This is a genomic window from Peribacillus sp. TE19612, from assembly GCF_056279465.1.
This window is the reverse complement of sequence record NZ_JBWCCL010000008.1, coordinates 186705-203918: the sequence shown is the minus strand read 5'-3', so window position 1 is coordinate 203918 and position 17214 is coordinate 186705. Positions and strand designations below refer to the sequence as shown.

The window sequence follows — 17214 nt, the reverse complement described above, 5'->3', positions numbered from 1 at the left end:
AATTATTGCCAAAGCAAAAGTCACTCCTCAAAACGAACCAAATTGGGGTTTTCATCGAGAATGCTTTGATATTGCTCAGTACTTCCATACGTACCATCAGGGTCTAATTCCCGATATCTTTTGAATTTCGCCATCCGATCTTCTTTTTTGACCCAGCCCAGATGCTTCAATCGTATGTCGGATAACTTGTGAGGCAATTCAAAGACATTTTCCGCAAATCTACCGCAATGCTGCGGCCTATCGTTCCATTTGCATTCAAACCCCTCCCGATATCTGATCAGGAACGGCCGGTAATACTGGTGAGCGCACCAGTGTTCATCCTCCCTGTAATGGGTTTCATTCCAAAAGTCATATAACCGGAAGCAGTATACATCCACTTCTTGATCGCTTATCAGCTGCCTGACTTCCTCTTTGAATCTATTTTCAAACACTTCATCGGCGTCAAGATTTAATATCCAGTCGGGATTTGACTTCACCGTCTCTTTCCATTGCATTTTACGAAGTTCAATTTCATTGGAGAACTTGGAGATATCATTCCTGATGATACGCACCGGCATCCCTTTCAATACCTCTAAACAAACCTCTGCGGAATTGTCCGTGCTGCCGTCATCAATAATCACGGCTTCATCAATATAATCACGAATTTCCTCTAAAACCCTCCTTAGATAGCGCTCGCTTTCATTTTTCATGACCTTGCTCAGCGTTAATTTAGGACGTGATGCCTCTGAACCTTCCCCCATATCCGTTCGATCAAGGAATTCCATCGCACCTTCCAAATCCGAATCCCTGTATATATGATAAGCGGGTAAGTGGGTATCAACATACATCGAAATCCCTAAAGCTGCTGCACGGATGCAAAAATCCGGTCTTCACCCCAAAATGACAGATTCTCGATTCTATTAAAATTCACCCCAGCTTTCAAAGCTTTTTGGCTGATGAGTGTACAGGCACCCAGTCCCCCAACTTTATGAACACCAGGTGTTCGCATCTGTCGGATGAACGTCTGATAACGTGTGTTGATCTCCGAGTCCGTCAACGCCTGACCGCGTGATATCTCCCATTGGGTATATTCATCATATAACCATACTTGAGGCCGCTCTTCAGCATCAGGCTGCCATTTTGTCCAGAAGATGTTAGAGGTGATATCCTTATTTGCAGAAATAAGCTGGTTGATGGTCTGAATCGATTAGAAATAAATAATCATATTGTTCTTTAATCGCATGTTCGATTATCATATTTTTGAAATCCGCGACCTTCCATACCAGATTTTCATTCCAGTAATGGGTAGTGCCATTACACACATAAATATCGCTTTGAGTGGATGCCAGTAATTTGACATTGTTCTGCTCCTGACTGAAATCTTCGAGCATCTTGCTTGATCGCTCATCTTCATTGTCATCAATGAAGAAATAGACAAGTTCCTTCCCCTCCGCATCCAACCGTTTGAGTGAAAGCAGGAACTTTTGTAAAATATGTGGTTTTTGGTAAATTGGACTGCCCACTAACACCCGAACCTTTTTACTGGTCATTAATACCACCCTTTACTGTTAATCTTGACTGGCCCCCAATTAATCTGACTGCAAGACTTTCCCTGAAGACATTTATAACTATATATTCTTACCGAACTTGTCGGGTGTCATTTAAAAACGGCGTCCTGTGTACACAAAACAGGCATCCATTCATGAATGGATGCCTGTTTGCATTTACTAGATTGGGAGTTTCATATTTTACACTTCTTGCGGTACAGATAAACCTAAACCTTCGGCTATGCGCGTTCCGTATTCCGGATCGGCTTTATAAAAATGACCGATTTGACGAAGCTTGATTTCCTCTAATTCCACAGGTTTCATTGCGCCCACGATCGTGTCAACAAGGCGCGTTTTCTCTTCGGCACTCAATAGACGGTATAAGTCACCTGCTTGAGTGTAGTGATCATCACTATTATGACCAACTTGTGCAGCTTTCCCGGTCACCTCGAAAGGAGTGACTTTATTTTCCGCTGATTCGGCAGGGCCGCCAAAACTATTCGGCTCATAATAAACAGATCCCTTGCCATTGTCATCTGCACGCATGAAGCCGTCACGCTGATAGTTGTTCGCTTCCACTTTCGGACGGTTAACCGGAAGCTGGTTATGATTCGAGCCCACACGGTAACGGTGTGCATCTCCGTATGCGAATAGACGCCCTTGAAGCATCTTGTCCGGGGAAGCCTCAATTCCCGGTACGAATGTTCCCGGTGAGAATGTAGCTTGCTCTACTTCAGCAAAGTAGTTTTCAGGATTTCTGTTCAATTCCATACGGCCAAGCTCAATCAGCGGATAATCTTTTTGAGACCATACCTTCGTCACATCGAATGGATCGAAACGGTATGTATCTGCATCTTCCAGAGGCATGATTTGAACATATAATTTCCAGGCAGGGAAGTCCCCTTTTTCAATCGCATTGAAAAGATCTTCCGTATGGTAATCAGGGTTTTCACCTGCTAGTTTTGCAGCAAGATCCACATCAAGGTTTTTGATGCCCTGTTCTGTTTTGAAGTGGTATTTCACCCAAACGCCTTTTCCTTCTGCATTCACCCATTTAAATGTGTGGCTACCGAAACCATGTGTATGACGAAGTGTAGCAGGAATGCCCCGATCGGACATCAGGATCGTCACTTGGTGCAGAGATTCCGGTGAATGTGACCAGAAATCCCAAACAGCCGTAGGGTTTTTCAAATGTGTTTTAGGATCTCTCTTTTGTGTATGGATGAAGTCGGGGAATTTAATCGCATCGCGAATAAAGAATACTGGCGTATTATTACCGACGATATCGTAGTTTCCTTCTTCGGTGTAGAATTTAACGGCAAATCCGCGCGGGTCACGGACTGTATCTGCAGAACCCAATTCACCTGCAACTGTGGAGAAACGGATAAAAAGATCTGTCTTCTTGCCCACACCATTGAAAAGCTTTGCTTTCGTGTACTGAGAAAGGTCGTTCGTTACTTCGAAAGTACCGTATGCACCGGCACCCTTCGCATGAACCACACGTTCAGGGACACGTTCACGGTTGAAGTGAGCTAGCTTTTCCAATAAGTGTACATCTTGAATGAGCACAGGGCCGCGTTCGCCGGCAGTGATAGAGTTTTGATTGTCTCCAACTGGGGCTCCCCAGCTTGTAGTAAGGTTTTTCTTATTCGACATAATTGAACCACCTTTTCATTATTATTTATGTATATAATGATAAAGCTTCTCAGAAAAAAATCAATACTTATTTATAATAATTTTAATATAATAATCAATTCATTATTCACTCACTGATGATATAACTCCAAACACATCCATAATATGGATAGTTCAAAAGGTACAAACGCTGGTGGAACAGCCAATTCACATAATTGTATTCCTAATAATGGTATACGACCCTTATAGGCGATTTTCCTTCATGACGAGTGATTTTATCATTTCTCCTACCAATGGGATAGCAATCGAGAATGGTTAACGAATAATCATAGATACTTTGCGCTACTTCACCCTTTTCTTCTATTCATCTTATAACAAACCGAAGTGTTCTCCTGTGACTTTGTTCACTTCGTCAGCCTTTATTTACAGAATGACGAATAGCTTGATGCATAGAAACTGAATTTTTCATTGCTTTTGTGAACCCTATCTTTCAGCAGAACCCTTCCTGAATCCGCTGAAACAAAAGGCCATCCCCCTTATTTTGCTAGAGAATTTGTAAACATACTGGTTTGTGTTCATATAGAAAATAAGATACTATTACGTTAAAATGACCGTCCAATAAGAGTAAGGGTGATATATATGAATGAGCGCAAACAACTGGTAGTTAAATATGCGCACCAATTATTTATTGAAAAGGGTTACCAAGCAACTTCCATTCAGGATATTTTAGATTATAGCGGCATTTCAAAAGGAACATTTTATAACTATTTTTCTTCTAAAAGCGAATTGCTTAAGGCAGTCTTCCTAACTTCGCAAGAAAAATTCGAAAAAGAGCGGAATGAATTGCTGATTGGGCAAAACCTTGCAGATATTGAAATATTCATCAAACAATCAGAATTACAAATGCACTCAAACAAAAACAACAAAATCTTTTTCTTATATGAAGAAGTAATGATTTCAAATGATAGCGAACTTAAGAACTTCATAACACATGCTAAATTCCAGCATATCCATTGGTTATCAAAACGGTTTCTGGACATTTTCGGTGCTGATAAAAAACCTTATATTTTGGACTGTGCCATTCTTTACTCGGGAATGATGCATCAAACGATTCATTTTAATGCCTTGGCTAAAGAGCCTGAGTTCAACCCTACTGAAATTATCCGTTATTGTGTCGATAGGATTAAATCGATTTTCGAAGATGTCAGCAAGTCAAATGCACAGCTTTTGGAACCCGATCTCATCAAGCAATGGCTGCCTGAGTGCTTCCATAACCAGCAGGATTTTCATACAGCACTCCTGCACTCTGCAAATGACCTAAAAAAGATGATCTTGAGGCTTTGCCAAGATGATGAAGCGGAACGGGTTAAAAACTTAAAATTGATTCACTTTATCCAAGAGGAATTATTACAAAACGTTGAACCGCGAACCTTTCTTATTGAAAGTGCCCTTCTTTCCTTAAACACCAATCCCAAATTAAAAAACACTTTGGAATTAAGTGAATTCGAAAAGATCATTGCCAACAACTAAAGAGAACCTAATGAATCCTACTTTGTAGACAAATAGGGTTCGGAATGGCCTTATCACCAACCATAATTTTACAAAAAACCAAGTTATCCTTCATGGTTTTTTACTGTTTTATAAAATCCGCAACGGATTGAAGAAAACTAGCTGAAACGTCCTTTTTGAGGGTTTGTAAAAAGAAACGTTGATTTCCACTACAGGCACTCGCTTTCCGCGGGCGGTCCGGGAGCCTCCTCGGCGCAAGCGCCTGTGGGGTCTCCCGTGACGCGCTTTTTCCGCAGGAGTCTCGTACCTTCCGTTCCAATCAACTGGACTGTTTTTTAAAGAAGAACTCTTTTATGACCCTTAAAAGGGTTCTTTCCATTCTGGAGGAATGCATATCGTATCCTCTTTTTTTGTGACAATTCTGCAAACATATAACTGAAATTCATCAAATTTTAGTATAATGACTTGTAGAAAGTGACTTCAGGAGGAGTTTTTCATGAACATAATCATGCGTTTTCTTATCAACGGGCTGGTATTGCTCGTTATTGACTGGCTTCTCGACTCCATCACGATCAAATCTTACGGAACTGCCTTGTTGGCGGTTTTTATATTATCGATCATGAACTTGCTGGTTAGACCCATCCTCCAACTTATCACATTGCCGATCACCATCCTGACGTTCGGGTTGTTTTCTTTCATTATCAATGCCTTCACATTCCAAATCACTTCCTATGTTGTCAGTGGCTTTGTAATAGATTCTTTTTGGGGGGCTTTAATCGGATCATTGTTATTGAGTTTCATTCAAAGTCTTCTTATAAAACAGAGTAAAAAAAAACGTCAGTAGCATGCTGACGGTTTTTCATGTCATTTCCATGACAGCATTCGATATTTCCCGGGCTATTTCACTAAATTCCGCTAAGCATCTCTAGCTGTTTTCTCTCATTTTTGACAATCCAGAAGGAAAAAGCGGCTATATCCATAACTTTACATATACTTGCCAATTTCTCTGGAAATGGGTATGAATCGAATTATGGAGGAATCACATGTTCACAAAACATGAATCAAGATTTGCCCTGTCCATTGTACTCGTGCTCGCTTTCCTTATTCCCGCTCTTTTCATTACTCCATCACTAGCCGCAGCTGGCGATGGCAGCTCGTCATCTCCTTACTCCGTTTCCCAAGCCATTACGAATCAAGACAGCACGATTAAAACGGTCAGTGGATATGTGGCAGGACAGCCCATGTCAGCCAATACCGTCATTACGAGCAGCTATCCGAATGATTATGCCATAGCACTTGCAGACAGCTCATCGGAAACAAACATTGCCAATATGGTTTATGTTCAGATTCCATCCTCCTTCCGCTCAGAATTTGGGTTAAAAACAAATCCTGCATTAAAAGGGAAAAAAGTCACCGTCATCGGTACACTGAGTGCCTATTTCACCCATCCAGGCTTAAAAGATGTATCTGCCATGTTTTCAGGGAATGATTCACCAGAACAGGAGACACCGGGGGTTGGCTCATACTATGATTCAGCCAGCGGCAAATCAGGGGCGTCATTAAAGAAAGCCCTCCATGAAGTCATCGATGACCATACGGAAATATCGTATTCAAATGTCTGGGAAGCTTTACGGATAACCGATGAGGACCCGAATAACGCCAATAATGTCATTCTACTTTATACTGGGCGTTCCCAAGGAAAAACGCTGAACGGATCAGGTGTTAATGATTGGAATCGTGAGCATGTATGGGCAAAATCACATGGTGATTTTGGTACCACTTTAGGACCCGGCACCGACCTGCATCACCTTCGGCCTACTGATGCCTCCGTCAACAGTACAAGAAACAACCTGGACTTTGATGATGGAGGTTCTGAACATACCGAAGCGACAGGAAATTACTATGATTCTGATTCGTGGGAACCTCGCGATAGCGTCAAAGGTGATGTCGCCCGGATGCTGTTTTATATGGCGGTTCGTTACGAGGGTGATGCAGGGGAAGTCAATTTAGAGCTGAATAATCAAGTGAATAATGGAACCGCCCCTTATCATGGTAAATTGGCTGTCTTACTGGAGTGGAATGAACAGGATCCTGTAGATGCCTTCGAGCGTAACCGAAATGAGATCATTTATAATCAATATCAGCATAATCGCAACCCTTTCATTGATCATCCTGAATGGGCCTCCGCCATCTGGCAATGATGAAACGAATCAAGCTGTTGCTTATCTTCGGGACAGCTTTTTTTCACTTTTAAATGTCTAAATTTTTAGAAAAATCACATAATTATATTTTGTTTGTATAGCATTATAATTAGTTTCGAAAGATTATATTACGATGAAAAATCTTAGGAACACTTTCTTAGTAAGCGTTTTCATATTTTTCTTTACATTCTAACTATTAAAATATATTATTTAATTGTAATATTATGTGAAAAATCAATAAATAATATGTATTCACCTCTACTAGTGATAAAATGCTAGATAGAGAAAATTAAACTCCAACATAGAAAAGGGGAAAATTATGCAAAACTCCAAAGAATCTCAACTACATAGAGGTTTGGAAGAAAGACATATCGCATTAATGTCTCTTGGCGCAGCCATTGGAGTCGGTTTATTTCTCGGCTCGGCATCTGCGATTAAATTAGCCGGTCCAGCAATCATCATTTCTTATGCCATTGGCGGACTTATGATCTATCTTATCATGCGTGCACTAGGTGAAATGGCAATAAAAAATCCAGTCGCAGGCTCCTTCAGCCGTTACGCAAGCGAATTTGTCGGTCCTCTAGCCGGATATATAACCGGATGGAATTACTGGTTCGTTTGGATCGCCACCTGTATGGCTGAAATTACGGCAGTCGGAATCTACATGCAATTTTGGTTCCCTGATACTCCGCAATGGGCTTGGGCATTAGCCGCACTTGCCATCATGACAACGATTAACTTTCTTGCTGTAAAAGCTTACGGTGAATTGGAGTTCTGGTTCGCCCTTATTAAAATCGTAACGATCATCCTGATGATTGTCCTTGGCTTCGGAATGATCATCTTTGGTTTGGGGAACGGCGGAATCGCGGTCGGTTTCGGCAACCTTGTTGAAAATGGCGGATTTTTCCCTAATGGGATTTCTGGAGTCATCCTCTCGTTCCAAATGGTCATGTTCGCCTATTTGGGAATTGAAATGCTCGGTGTAACCGCAGGTGAAGTTAAAAACCCTGAAAAATCTTTAAAAAGAGCCATCGATACCGTTTTTTATCGGATTTTACTTTTTTACGTTTTAGCTCTGACGGTCATTTTATCGATCACTCCATGGGATGAAATGAATGGAGAAAACAGCCCATTCGTTATGATGTTTGATAAAATCGGTATACCAGGCGCAGCCGGAATCATTCAGTTTGTCGTACTGACAGCAGCCCTTTCATCTTGTAACAGCGGGATCTTCAGTACAGGAAGAATGTTATTCAACCTGGCACAGCAAGGTGAATCACCAAAAAGTTTCGAACGTACAACAAAGTCAGGCGTTCCTGGCGTTGCCATTATCGTTTCGGCTATCGTACTTCTTTTCGGCGTTTACCTTAACTACATGGAAGCCGATAAAGTTTTCACTTACGTCACAAGTGTCGCTACATTCGGCGCCCTCTGGACATGGGGAACGATACTTGTCACACAGATTATGTCTAGACGAAAAATGAGTCAGGGAGAAAAACAAGGCTTATCTTACAAGATGCCTCTTTTCCCATTCACTTCTTATTTCACTTTAGCCTTTTTGGTATTCGTAATGATAGTACTCGGTTTTTCAGCAGATACAAGAATCGCTCTAATCGTTGGTCCGATTTGGATTCTACTGTTGGTAGCCCTGTATTATGTGACCGGCTTGCATAAACGGAAAAGATAAATAGCAGAGGGTGCCCAGTCTAATTGGCACCCTCTATTTCATTCCTTCACCTTTTACCCCTTCTTTTGATCACCCAATGGACCACCGCACCAGCTCCTCCTAAAATAATGAGGATCGGCAAGTTTCCTATTATAAAAACAATGATTCCTGAACCCGCTTTAAGTAATAGATTCGCACTCGTTGCAAGTTGTTTCTTCGTCCTCTCCCATGTATTCAATTCCTTATTATCAATGCCCGGCACAACTATCCTGTCCTGTGATAACGTGATGGTGACGGTCGAATACGAAGTCTGGTTTTCAAGATACTTGATTTGCCCGGTCAGCTGCTCTATTTCTTCTTGCACCACGGCAAGATCGGATGATATTTTCAGCAAATCTTCCGTCTTCTCAGCATCCTTCATGAATGCAAGCAACCTTTCCTCCACTGCCCTCTTTGACTTCAACCTTGCTTTTAAATCCACATATTGCTCCGTTACATCCTGTCCTGTCACATTCCTTCCGACCACTTCTGAAGCCTCGCCCTCGCTATCGGTTAGAAAATCCTGAAAATGGGCTTCAGGGACCCGAACAGTGATCGTTCCTTCCACCAGTTCTTCATCTTCCCTGTATACATTGGACTCAACAACATATCCGCCATATTCAGCCACCTTATTCTCAATCTTCATTTGTGCCTTTTCAAGGTTCTTCACCTTCAACTCAAGCTGGGCCTGATGGATGACCTTTCTTTCATCCGTCATCCCTTCCTTTTCCGCCGCTTCTTCCTGCACCTTATTCCCGGAAATGGAAGCGTCCATTTTACTTTCAGCCTTTTCATCCTGTGATTCCGATGCTGAATCATCTTTTTCGTTACTGCTGCATCCAGCAAGTAAAAGGAACAAACTGAACATGAGCATCATTGTTTTACGGTTCATCGGTATTCCCCCCCTTTTCTTACTAGTACCGACGTAAAGTTTGGAAGAAAGTTACACTTCTTGATTAAAGGGGATGTTTTATTTTCAGGTGCGAAGGTAAAGGTATAAGAACATACAAATAATGAAGAAAGAAGAGGATTGCATTATGAACTACGGAAAATTGGCTAAAAGTGTATTGGTACCTGTCGTCGGAGGTTCACTTGTGGGGATATTCGCCACAAGGAATTCAAAAGAAATTTATGACAAACTCAAGAAACCTGCTTTTGCTCCTCCTTCCTGGACTTTCCCCGTTGCTTGGACCAGCCTTTATACAATCATGGGAATAGCGAAATATCGCATTGCATCCAAAGAAAAAGAATCGAAGTCCGCTGAACTCCTCTATGATACTCAACTAGGGTTGAATTTCTTATGGTCTTTTTTATTCTTCAAATGGGGCTTGCGCGGAACAGCCTTTATTGAAATGGCTGCACTACTGACCTTGATTACATTGACGGCATTCGAGTTTTATAAAATAGACCGTACATCAGGTTTAGCAATGATTCCCTATATCGCATGGGTCACCTTTGCATTGGGATTGAACTTTTCCATTTTCAGAAACAATTAATCACAAAAAAGAGCGCCCCTTATATTAAGGAGCGCTCCCTTTTAGAGTTTCACGAGTAAAAGTTGAAAACTCACGAGTAATTTCTCAATTTTCACGAGTAAACCCAACTAATTATTGATATTCGTAATTCTGCCTTCAATTTCTGCCGTGATCTTTCCGCCTTTAAAAGTTTCTTTCACATAGTTAACGAATGCTTCCAGGTCTGCATGTCCAAACACACGCTCTTTTCCTTTCAGGACGGTATAGTTATCACCGCCGCTTGCCATGAAATCATTGACGGCCACCGTGTATGTTTCGGTATCCTTGATCGGTGTTCCGTCCGCTTTCTTCAATAAGGTGACACGTTCCGTGACAGGCTTACTGAAGTCGGCTGTATAGCTCAGTCCAGAAATTTGCAAAGTTTTCGGAGATCCTTCCACGATCCATTGCTGTTGAAGCAGCGTCTTCACTTCGGCTCCAGTCAGTTCCAGCTTAACCAATACGTTTCCGAACGGCTGGATTTTCGCTAAATCGGAAAAAGTGACTTCCCCCTTGGGAATATCTGCACGGATTCCGCCTGGATTCATGAAGGCAAAATCGGAGTTCAAATCGGCCTTCATTGAATCGGCAATTAAATTCCCAAGGCCCGTTTCCTGCGTATAGGCATTGGTTCTTAAAATTTTCTCATCCGTTGTCCCAAGCGGAGCTTTCAGCTCGGGGAACATGTCCAGGTAGTCGTTGATGAATTTCGTCGTCCCGGCATCCGGTGTGATGCCATCTTGTGTAACCGTAACAATCTCAGCTGACTTTTTAACAATATCCTTTGTGCTTGGATCGATTTCCAAATCCACATCTTCAAAAGCCGTTCCATAAGAGTAAGCTTGTACGATCAATTTATTATCGACATAGTTATTGACCTTTGCATGATTATCTCCTGCTAAGATCACATCCACTTCATCATCCACGGCATTAGCAAGATCAGCCACTTCGCCTGTGATGACCCCTTCCTTTTCCGTGCCTGGGTCATGTGAGATGATCACGATCGATTTGACGCCTTTACCTTTCAACTCATTTACCGCCTTATTTACGGCAGGTGCCTGTTCTATGAATTCCACATTCTTAATGCCATCCGGACTTACTTTTTGAGGTGTGGCATTCGTAACTACACCTATGAACCCAATATCAACCCCTCCGACCTTTTTTATGACGTAAGGGTCCAAAATCGGTTTTTTCGTGTCTTTATATACGACATTGGCCACTACATATGGAAAGTTCAATTTATCGAATACCACATCGGATGTTGGCGACTTTCCGCCATTGATCTGAGCCATCAAGGTTTCTACCCCTTTGTCGAACTCATGGTTCCCGACAGTCCCGACATCGAATTTCATATTATTCAAAAACTGAAGCGTCGGTTTATCCTGGATCAAAGAAGAAACGGGTGCACTTGCCCCAACGGCATCCCCTGCCGAAAGTAAAAGTGTATTTTCAGGGTTTTCAGCTTTCCGCTGCTTCAAGTGTGCGGCTAAATAATCGGCACGCCCTTGTTTGATGCCGCCGAAATCGGAGGTGGTATCAAGCTGGCCGTGAAGATCATTGATCCCGAGCAGTTGCACCTTAACGTTTTCTTTGCCCAAATTGTATTTGTAAATGCCAAAGCCTTTATCATCCTTTTTGCCTGTATAGGAAATCGGGCTATCTTCCTTTAAATATTCCGCACCTTTTGGCGATGAGGTGAAAGTAACGTTCACCTTGCCTGAAATCGGGGCTATCGACCAGTTATTATCAGCGGTTGGATTGATCTCACCCTCTTGTGTGATGTAATCCATCAAGATCTGGCGATTTTCATCCGCAGAGTCAACCACATATTCGCTGCCCTTGACTCCCGGGAAGTTCCCCCCGCCCGAAGCACGGTAATTATTCGTCACGACGATGAAATCTTGGTTCGGGTCCACTGGTTCACCATTATATTTCAAATCTGCAATCCTGCTTGAATCCGACACTTTTATCCCTTTTTCATCATAGCGCGGAGCCTTGGTGACATCGATTTGGTACGTGACACCGTCAATCACATCAAAATTATAGACGGCAAACTTTCCATTAAGCAGCTCCTGTTCCTCAGACTTGGCAGGATCGATCGTATTATATTTCCCGGCTGACATCTCAAGCCACTCTTTAACTACGGACCCTTTGATCTTGATTGCCTTCAAGGTATTATCGTATAAATATAAATCACCGGCGCTGCGAATGGTCAGTCCGCCTTCCTTGATTTCCGTGAATTCCTCGACGCCATTGCGACCCGCTTTGAATGGGGCTCCTACAGAGAGGATGGGCAAGTCTTTGTATTCAGGGCGGTTGCTTTGAATGTATTTTTCTACATACCATTTCTGTGCGCTCGTCACGACCTGTACGGAAGGATCGTCTTGAACAAGGGCGAAATAACTATGAATTGGAGCTGTAGTCGTTCCGATTGGCGTGTTAACATACTTGATCGTTCCTTCGTGATCCTTCTTCACGGCTTTGACGACAGCTGCATCTTCAGCCGCTTTTTTTCCTGTTATTTTGTCGTTGATTGCCCGTGTTGATGAATCGGAATTGACGACTTTCCATTTTCCCTTGATATTTTGGATATCAAGATCGATGATCCCGAGATTACTGCCGCCATATCCTGCTTGAACGGCTGGTACACCATTGATGGTACCCTTTTTATTATCAACGCCTTCAAGGACTTTTCCTTGGCTATCTTTGAATAGGCTGTCTAAAGAAGCCTCATCTTGTGCCGGGAAGACTTTATGTGTGTGTGAGAACGTGATGGCATCGATGCCGGATACCTCGCTTAATGAATAGATGACATCCTCGGTATTCTTGGTATCGCCATTAAACCCGGAATGCGTGAGGGCCACGATGACATCCGCGCCTTTTTTCTTCATTTCAGGTACATATTTTTTTGCAGTCGTGACGATTTCCTTTGTCATGACCTTACCGTCTAGATTCGCTTTATCCCAATCCATGATTTGCGGAGGGGCAAATCCAATGTATCCTATTTTTACTGATTTTTCTTTTCCATTGATGTCCTTCACTTTCTTCGTGACGATTTTATAAGGAGCATATTTATTTTTATCATTCTTTGGATTATTGTCTTTATCCTTTTTATAAACATTGGCATTGACGTAAGGGAAGTTCGCATCGTTGATGGCCTCGTCCAAATAAGATAAACCATAATTGAATTCATGATTGCCGAATGTGGCCACATCATAGTCAAGCAAGTTCATCGCTTTATAAACGGGATGGACTTCACCCTTTTTCAGTGGCGCTATTTTTGCTTTGTACGTACCTAGGGGGGTCCCTTGAATAAGGTCGCCGTTATCCACTAAAACGCTATTTTTCACTTCTTTTCGTGCCTGTTTGATTAAAGATGCCGTGCGGGAAAAGCCGACGGAGTCCGATACGGCATCCTTATAATAATCATAGCTCATCAGATTAGTGTGTATATCAGTCGTTTCCATGACCCTTAGTTCGAATGGGGCATCCGAAACGGAGGCTGCCAGGCTTTTGCCGAAGTCACTCGTATGGCCGTTATAATTGGAGACAACCGATACGTTAACCCAATAACCCGATTTGTACGAGTTGAAGTACGCCGAGAACTTTTGGGCCGATTTAATATCCGCCTCAACGGCTGATTGTGAAATGACCTTCGTCCCATTCATTAATTGAAAGACAACGGTTTCATTTCCTTTGTTCCCCTTTTTCGGTGTGACCGTTACAGTCGCTTTGGTGCCTTTTGAGTAATGAACAGTAGGAGCTGAAATGATAAATGGTTCAGTCGTGGCCGGTTTCTTATTAGACTCTTTGGCGGATGCCTCCCCCGGTACGGTAAATGGCGCTGTAATCAAACTCACAGCAAGAATCGGGGCGAGCATCTTCTTAACATGAATCTTGTATGACATACTTCACAACCCTTCTAGTTTTGTAAAATGCTAGAATAATATATCATGATTTTGTCGAATTATCGCCAAAATTTACCTTAATATTACTAATTTTGAATAAATGGTACTTTTTACTCATTCCCATCCAAAGCGCCTAGCTCGATATACCTTCAATCATGTAAATGAATCATCATAGAATCCCTTTGAATCCTTAGGGATAATGCCCCCCCGATAGAGAAAGCTGGCCCATGAAAATGAACCAGCCTGCTAACATCGTATGGATTTTAAAGATCGTTCCTTACGCTCTTTTTTCAGGGAAACCCTTTGAAAACGGTGAACCTATATATCCCGATCTATTAAACTGGCGGATACCGGTTCGATGTCCATCTCCCTCGACCAGATGGACAGCTGGCCTATATGGTGAATTTCGTGCGCTATGAGATGGCGCAGTATCCTGCCTTTTTCATATGTCCCATCCATCCAGGATGGCTGAACCATTCCATTCTCTTCTTCAATTGCATGCGAGTTGAAATAATCCATGACCTCTGAGTGATATTGGTTAGATAAATCTTCCACTTTTCCGATCGTATCATAAGCGTCCAAATCGATCGCGACATCAGGCCTCCCTTGTATGGCCCTGATCCAGCTGCATTCGACATCGATAATATGGGCAAGTGTCCGCAATATATTGCCCATCCCTCCCGTACGCTGCCGTTTCAGCTCCTCATTCGGTAAGGACCGGCACCACTTGAACCATTCCCTTCTCACCTGCCAGTTATAATTGAATAATGTCAACATCCATCCCAGCCCCCTAACACTCTTTGTCGTCAAATCCCCTTCAGCCTTTGTATTGATAATAATCCTGTCTTTGAATCGTTTTGAAGCCACAAGATTCATAGAGTCTTAACGCATGCTCATTAGTCGCCTCGACCTCGAGAAAAATATCATATCCCAGCTGGCATTGTTCGGCTACAACCTTTTTCAATGCCTTTCTTCCAAGTCCTTTTCCCTGGTATTTTGGCAAAATGGAAAATCCATAAATCCACGCTTCCCGGCCTGAGTGATCAACCCGGATCTTACCGACTGCGCGGCCGCCCTTTTCAATCATCATGGTTTTCAGAGTATCCTCATATAGGATGCGCTGATAATAATCCTTCGCCTCTTGTTTCGTAAAATGGAAACATTGAATATCCAGCTGAATTTCCGTTTCCTCATCATCTCTCCGTGAAGGGCGAACGACTGCATCATCATAATCACCAAGCTCCGTTTCGGACCACTTCATTTGAAACTCTGAGAAAGCAAACTCACATGGGAGCTGTTTCAAAAATTCTGTCCCTGAGTGGGATTGAGCAGGTGAGTTCAAGAGAATCACCTTATAGTTGCGCTCCACGGCACTCCTTATCGCCTCTTCCAGCAGCTTAGTAAAAATGCCTTGCCTCCGGTAGTCAGGGTGCACCATCCCGCACATCTCCGCTTTGTTTCCAAAATCGTAAAGACCAAGAAAACCAACAAGCTTCAATCCATCATAGTGGAGAAAATCATTCTTATTAACACCATTTCGACTGCGAAGCGTTTCCCAATTCAGTTTTAACGTAAAACCTTCCCGTTCACATTCTTGCTGCAGGATCCGAATATCTTCCAGTTGTTCATTTTTCAAATTCCCACCCCTTTTCCATATTATCAGTTTATTACCAAAAAATAAGAAAAGCAGCACCCATTTATTTGGGTGCCGCATACTATTCAGAAGTTTATTGATGAATGTTGTTTTTTTAAAAGTATTTTCACTTTAATCCATAAAACTAAAATCCTACGAGGGGAGGATTTCCTATCTAATTCCATTGACGGATGAATTATAGCAGTAAAATGATTCCAAATGACGATTATTTTTTACCTATTTTGTGCTATATTCCAAATAATGGTTTATCATTATTTTATTTTAGGTTAAGGGAGGGATTTAACAAAATCTTGAATTCAGATAGTACCCATTTCTTTATACCCGAATTCCGGACCCTTTTTAGTATAGAATCCGAAATTCGGTGTTTACCATCCGGCACTTACGTCCTGAGGTTATCGTTTTTTCGTTTTATGAGCGGACTTTTTTAAGTTCTCTACGTCCGTTGTCAGTTCTTTTAATTGTTTACCGAAGCGGAAGAGCAAAAACATAGAAACGACGAATGGATAGCCAAATTCGCTAACTAATGAAACCCACATAGTAGCATCCTCAATCATCATCCTCTTCACCCCTTTTCTTGTATCTGATATCTAAAGTGAAACTTGTCAAAAAAAATCAATCTAGCACTATTGATTTATGGAAAAAAGAACGAATGTTCCTATATAATTGATTTATTCCCCTTGTCTATCACTTTATTAATAAAAGGAGGGATAACAATGAACCAATTAACTTCTCATTTTTTTTCTCATTCATTGGAGTTTCTGCAGCAACAGTACTCATCTTTCTTTGCACAACCGATCATTCAATTATTCCTACAGAACCCAGAGCATTTAAAGATTTTCACTGAAACTCTTGACTCCCCTTCTTCCCACAACATTGATCATCTCAACGAGACTTTCAAAATTTTCTATTACCGGGCTAAAGTATACAAATACATGTGCTCCTTAATTTACTTTTTCTCTGTTGATTTTGATAAAAGGGCTCGGAAGCAGCGGGAACGCTATCGAATGGTACTTGATGCGACACCAAGGGATACTGGCGGATTGATCGATCGAATCGGCACCTTGGATGTTCAACTTGAAAAGATGGGGGAATCGAATGAACTCGCTTCACACATAAGTGATGAAGAAATGATAAAAGCCTTGAAGAAGTTAACAGCCAAACAAAACCTGGTGCTGACCATGATCTTTTCCTACGGCCTATCCAACAAGGAAATCGCTGCCTATTTCCAGGAGTCGCCACAGAATATCTCAAGCATCCGTAAACAAGCTCTAAAAAAACTTCGAAAGCACTATATGGATGAGGTATATGTTAGAAAGGAGAAAAGCCATTGTGGATAAAAAACTGTCAAAAGAAGAATTGTTGGACCTAATCGACTCTTTGAATCCTAAAATAAAAAAATCATTAAAAAACACGAACTATCAAGACCGGAATGATCTGGAACAAGAAATTAAACTCAAGATCATTGAATCATATGAAAAAATCGCAGCAATCGAAGCCCCAAATTTTGAGGAGTTCCTTGCAGAATTCCTGACTAAGCAAAAACAATGAAAAAGTACCAAGTC

Annotated in this window: 16 protein-coding genes; 7 read left to right on the top strand and 9 right to left on the bottom strand. The window is 41.9% G+C overall.

The window, feature by feature from the left end; translation table 11 throughout:
• Positions 1-20: 20 nt before the first annotated feature.
• The 4 genes from ACZ9AO_RS15955 to katA all read right to left on the bottom strand — a co-directional run bounded on the left by ACZ9AO_RS15955 (position 21) and on the right by katA (position 3182).
• Positions 21-827, bottom strand: a complete 807-nt coding sequence (locus ACZ9AO_RS15955) for a glycosyltransferase (protein ID WP_476109430.1) — start codon at positions 825-827, stop codon at positions 21-23.
• 8 nt (positions 828-835) lie between these two features.
• Positions 836-1036, bottom strand: a complete 201-nt coding sequence (locus ACZ9AO_RS15950) for a hypothetical protein (RefSeq protein WP_476109429.1) — start codon at positions 1034-1036, stop codon at positions 836-838.
• A 112-nt stretch (positions 1037-1148) separates the two neighbouring features.
• A complete protein-coding gene (locus ACZ9AO_RS15945; RefSeq protein ID WP_476109428.1) occupies positions 1149-1529 on the bottom strand; it encodes a glycosyltransferase family protein in 381 nt (126 codons plus the stop codon).
• 198 nt (positions 1530-1727) lie between these two features.
• On the bottom strand, positions 1728-3182 hold the full coding sequence (gene katA / locus ACZ9AO_RS15940) for a catalase KatA (RefSeq protein WP_063595885.1): 1455 nt from the start codon (positions 3180-3182) through the stop codon (positions 1728-1730).
• Between the two features lie 618 nt (positions 3183-3800).
• Here katA and ACZ9AO_RS15935 point away from each other — a divergent pair.
• The 4 genes from ACZ9AO_RS15935 (at position 3801) to ACZ9AO_RS15920 (ending at position 8558) form a co-directional block, all read left to right on the top strand.
• Positions 3801-4691, top strand: a complete 891-nt coding sequence (locus ACZ9AO_RS15935; RefSeq protein ID WP_048685277.1) for a TetR/AcrR family transcriptional regulator — start codon at positions 3801-3803, stop codon at positions 4689-4691.
• Positions 4692-5166: 475 nt separating this feature from the next.
• Positions 5167-5514 carry a phage holin family protein gene (locus ACZ9AO_RS15930; RefSeq protein ID WP_476109427.1) on the top strand — a complete coding sequence of 116 codons (348 nt, stop codon included), beginning with the start codon at positions 5167-5169 and terminating at the stop codon, positions 5512-5514.
• Positions 5515-5713: 199 nt separating this feature from the next.
• Entirely contained in the window at positions 5714-6871 is a 1158-nt protein-coding gene (locus ACZ9AO_RS15925) for an endonuclease (RefSeq protein WP_476109426.1), read from the top strand.
• Positions 6872-7190: 319 nt separating this feature from the next.
• A complete protein-coding gene (locus tag ACZ9AO_RS15920; protein ID WP_048685272.1) occupies positions 7191-8558 on the top strand; it encodes an amino acid permease in 1368 nt (455 codons plus the stop codon).
• 46 nt (positions 8559-8604) lie between these two features.
• Here the strand turns inward: ACZ9AO_RS15920 and ACZ9AO_RS15915 are convergent, their stop codons facing one another.
• Positions 8605-9468, bottom strand: a complete 864-nt coding sequence (locus tag ACZ9AO_RS15915) for a DUF4349 domain-containing protein (protein WP_318291901.1) — start codon at positions 9466-9468, stop codon at positions 8605-8607.
• A gap of 145 nt (positions 9469-9613) precedes the next feature.
• On the opposite strand from ACZ9AO_RS15915, the gene ACZ9AO_RS15910 reads away from it, so the two are divergent.
• The gene (locus ACZ9AO_RS15910; protein ID WP_249594403.1) at positions 9614-10072 is read left to right on the top strand and encodes a TspO/MBR family protein; all 459 of its coding nucleotides are present in this window, start codon (positions 9614-9616) and stop codon (positions 10070-10072) included.
• 107 nt (positions 10073-10179) lie between these two features.
• On the opposite strand, the gene ACZ9AO_RS15905 is transcribed toward ACZ9AO_RS15910, so the two are convergent.
• The 4 genes from ACZ9AO_RS15905 to ACZ9AO_RS15890 form a co-directional block, all read right to left on the bottom strand.
• Positions 10180-13998: a bifunctional 2',3'-cyclic-nucleotide 2'-phosphodiesterase/3'-nucleotidase gene (locus tag ACZ9AO_RS15905; RefSeq protein ID WP_476109425.1), complete on the bottom strand. Its 3819-nt coding sequence runs from the start codon at positions 13996-13998 to the stop codon at positions 10180-10182.
• 318 nt (positions 13999-14316) lie between these two features.
• On the bottom strand, positions 14317-14775 hold the full coding sequence (locus ACZ9AO_RS15900; RefSeq protein ID WP_251540315.1) for a DinB family protein: 459 nt from the start codon (positions 14773-14775) through the stop codon (positions 14317-14319).
• A 40-nt stretch (positions 14776-14815) separates the two neighbouring features.
• A complete protein-coding gene (locus ACZ9AO_RS15895; protein ID WP_476109424.1) occupies positions 14816-15634 on the bottom strand; it encodes a GNAT family N-acetyltransferase in 819 nt (272 codons plus the stop codon).
• A gap of 410 nt (positions 15635-16044) precedes the next feature.
• Positions 16045-16206, bottom strand: coding sequence for a YvrJ family protein (locus tag ACZ9AO_RS15890; RefSeq protein WP_176526338.1), 162 nt, complete (start codon positions 16204-16206; stop codon positions 16045-16047).
• Positions 16207-16365: 159 nt separating this feature from the next.
• Between ACZ9AO_RS15890 and ACZ9AO_RS15885 the strand changes: the two genes are divergently transcribed.
• Entirely contained in the window at positions 16366-16989 is a 624-nt protein-coding gene (locus ACZ9AO_RS15885) for a sigma-70 family RNA polymerase sigma factor (RefSeq protein WP_127777746.1), read from the top strand.
• Positions 16982-17200 (top strand): hypothetical protein, encoded by a 219-nt coding sequence (locus ACZ9AO_RS15880; RefSeq protein WP_048678007.1) that lies wholly within the window; start codon positions 16982-16984, stop codon positions 17198-17200. Before ACZ9AO_RS15885 ends, ACZ9AO_RS15880 begins: the two co-directional genes overlap by 8 nt.
• Positions 17201-17214 lie beyond the last annotated feature (14 nt).

Bases quoted from the DNA above. Each gene is read 5' to 3' on its own strand.
- ACZ9AO_RS15905 (WP_476109425.1), bottom strand. From the start codon at position 13,998: ATGTCATACAAGATTCATGTTAAGAAGATGCTCGCCCCGATTCTTGCT.
- ACZ9AO_RS15955 (WP_476109430.1), bottom strand. From the start codon at position 827: ATGTATGTTGATACCCACTTACCCGCTTATCATATATACAGGGATTCG.
- ACZ9AO_RS15910 (WP_249594403.1), top strand. From the start codon at position 9,614: ATGAACTACGGAAAATTGGCTAAAAGTGTATTGGTACCTGTCGTCGGA.
- ACZ9AO_RS15885 (WP_127777746.1), top strand. From the start codon at position 16,366: ATGAACCAATTAACTTCTCATTTTTTTTCTCATTCATTGGAGTTTCTG.
- ACZ9AO_RS15915 (WP_318291901.1), bottom strand. From the start codon at position 9,468: ATGAACCGTAAAACAATGATGCTCATGTTCAGTTTGTTCCTTTTACTT.
- ACZ9AO_RS15920 (WP_048685272.1), top strand. From the start codon at position 7,191: ATGCAAAACTCCAAAGAATCTCAACTACATAGAGGTTTGGAAGAAAGA.
- ACZ9AO_RS15925 (WP_476109426.1), top strand. From the start codon at position 5,714: ATGTTCACAAAACATGAATCAAGATTTGCCCTGTCCATTGTACTCGTG.
- ACZ9AO_RS15890 (WP_176526338.1), bottom strand. From the start codon at position 16,206: ATGATTGAGGATGCTACTATGTGGGTTTCATTAGTTAGCGAATTTGGC.
- katA (WP_063595885.1), bottom strand. From the start codon at position 3,182: ATGTCGAATAAGAAAAACCTTACTACAAGCTGGGGAGCCCCAGTTGGA.
- ACZ9AO_RS15935 (WP_048685277.1), top strand. From the start codon at position 3,801: ATGAATGAGCGCAAACAACTGGTAGTTAAATATGCGCACCAATTATTT.
- ACZ9AO_RS15900 (WP_251540315.1), bottom strand. From the start codon at position 14,775: ATGTTGACATTATTCAATTATAACTGGCAGGTGAGAAGGGAATGGTTC.
- ACZ9AO_RS15945 (WP_476109428.1), bottom strand. From the start codon at position 1,529: ATGACCAGTAAAAAGGTTCGGGTGTTAGTGGGCAGTCCAATTTACCAA.
- ACZ9AO_RS15930 (WP_476109427.1), top strand. From the start codon at position 5,167: ATGAACATAATCATGCGTTTTCTTATCAACGGGCTGGTATTGCTCGTT.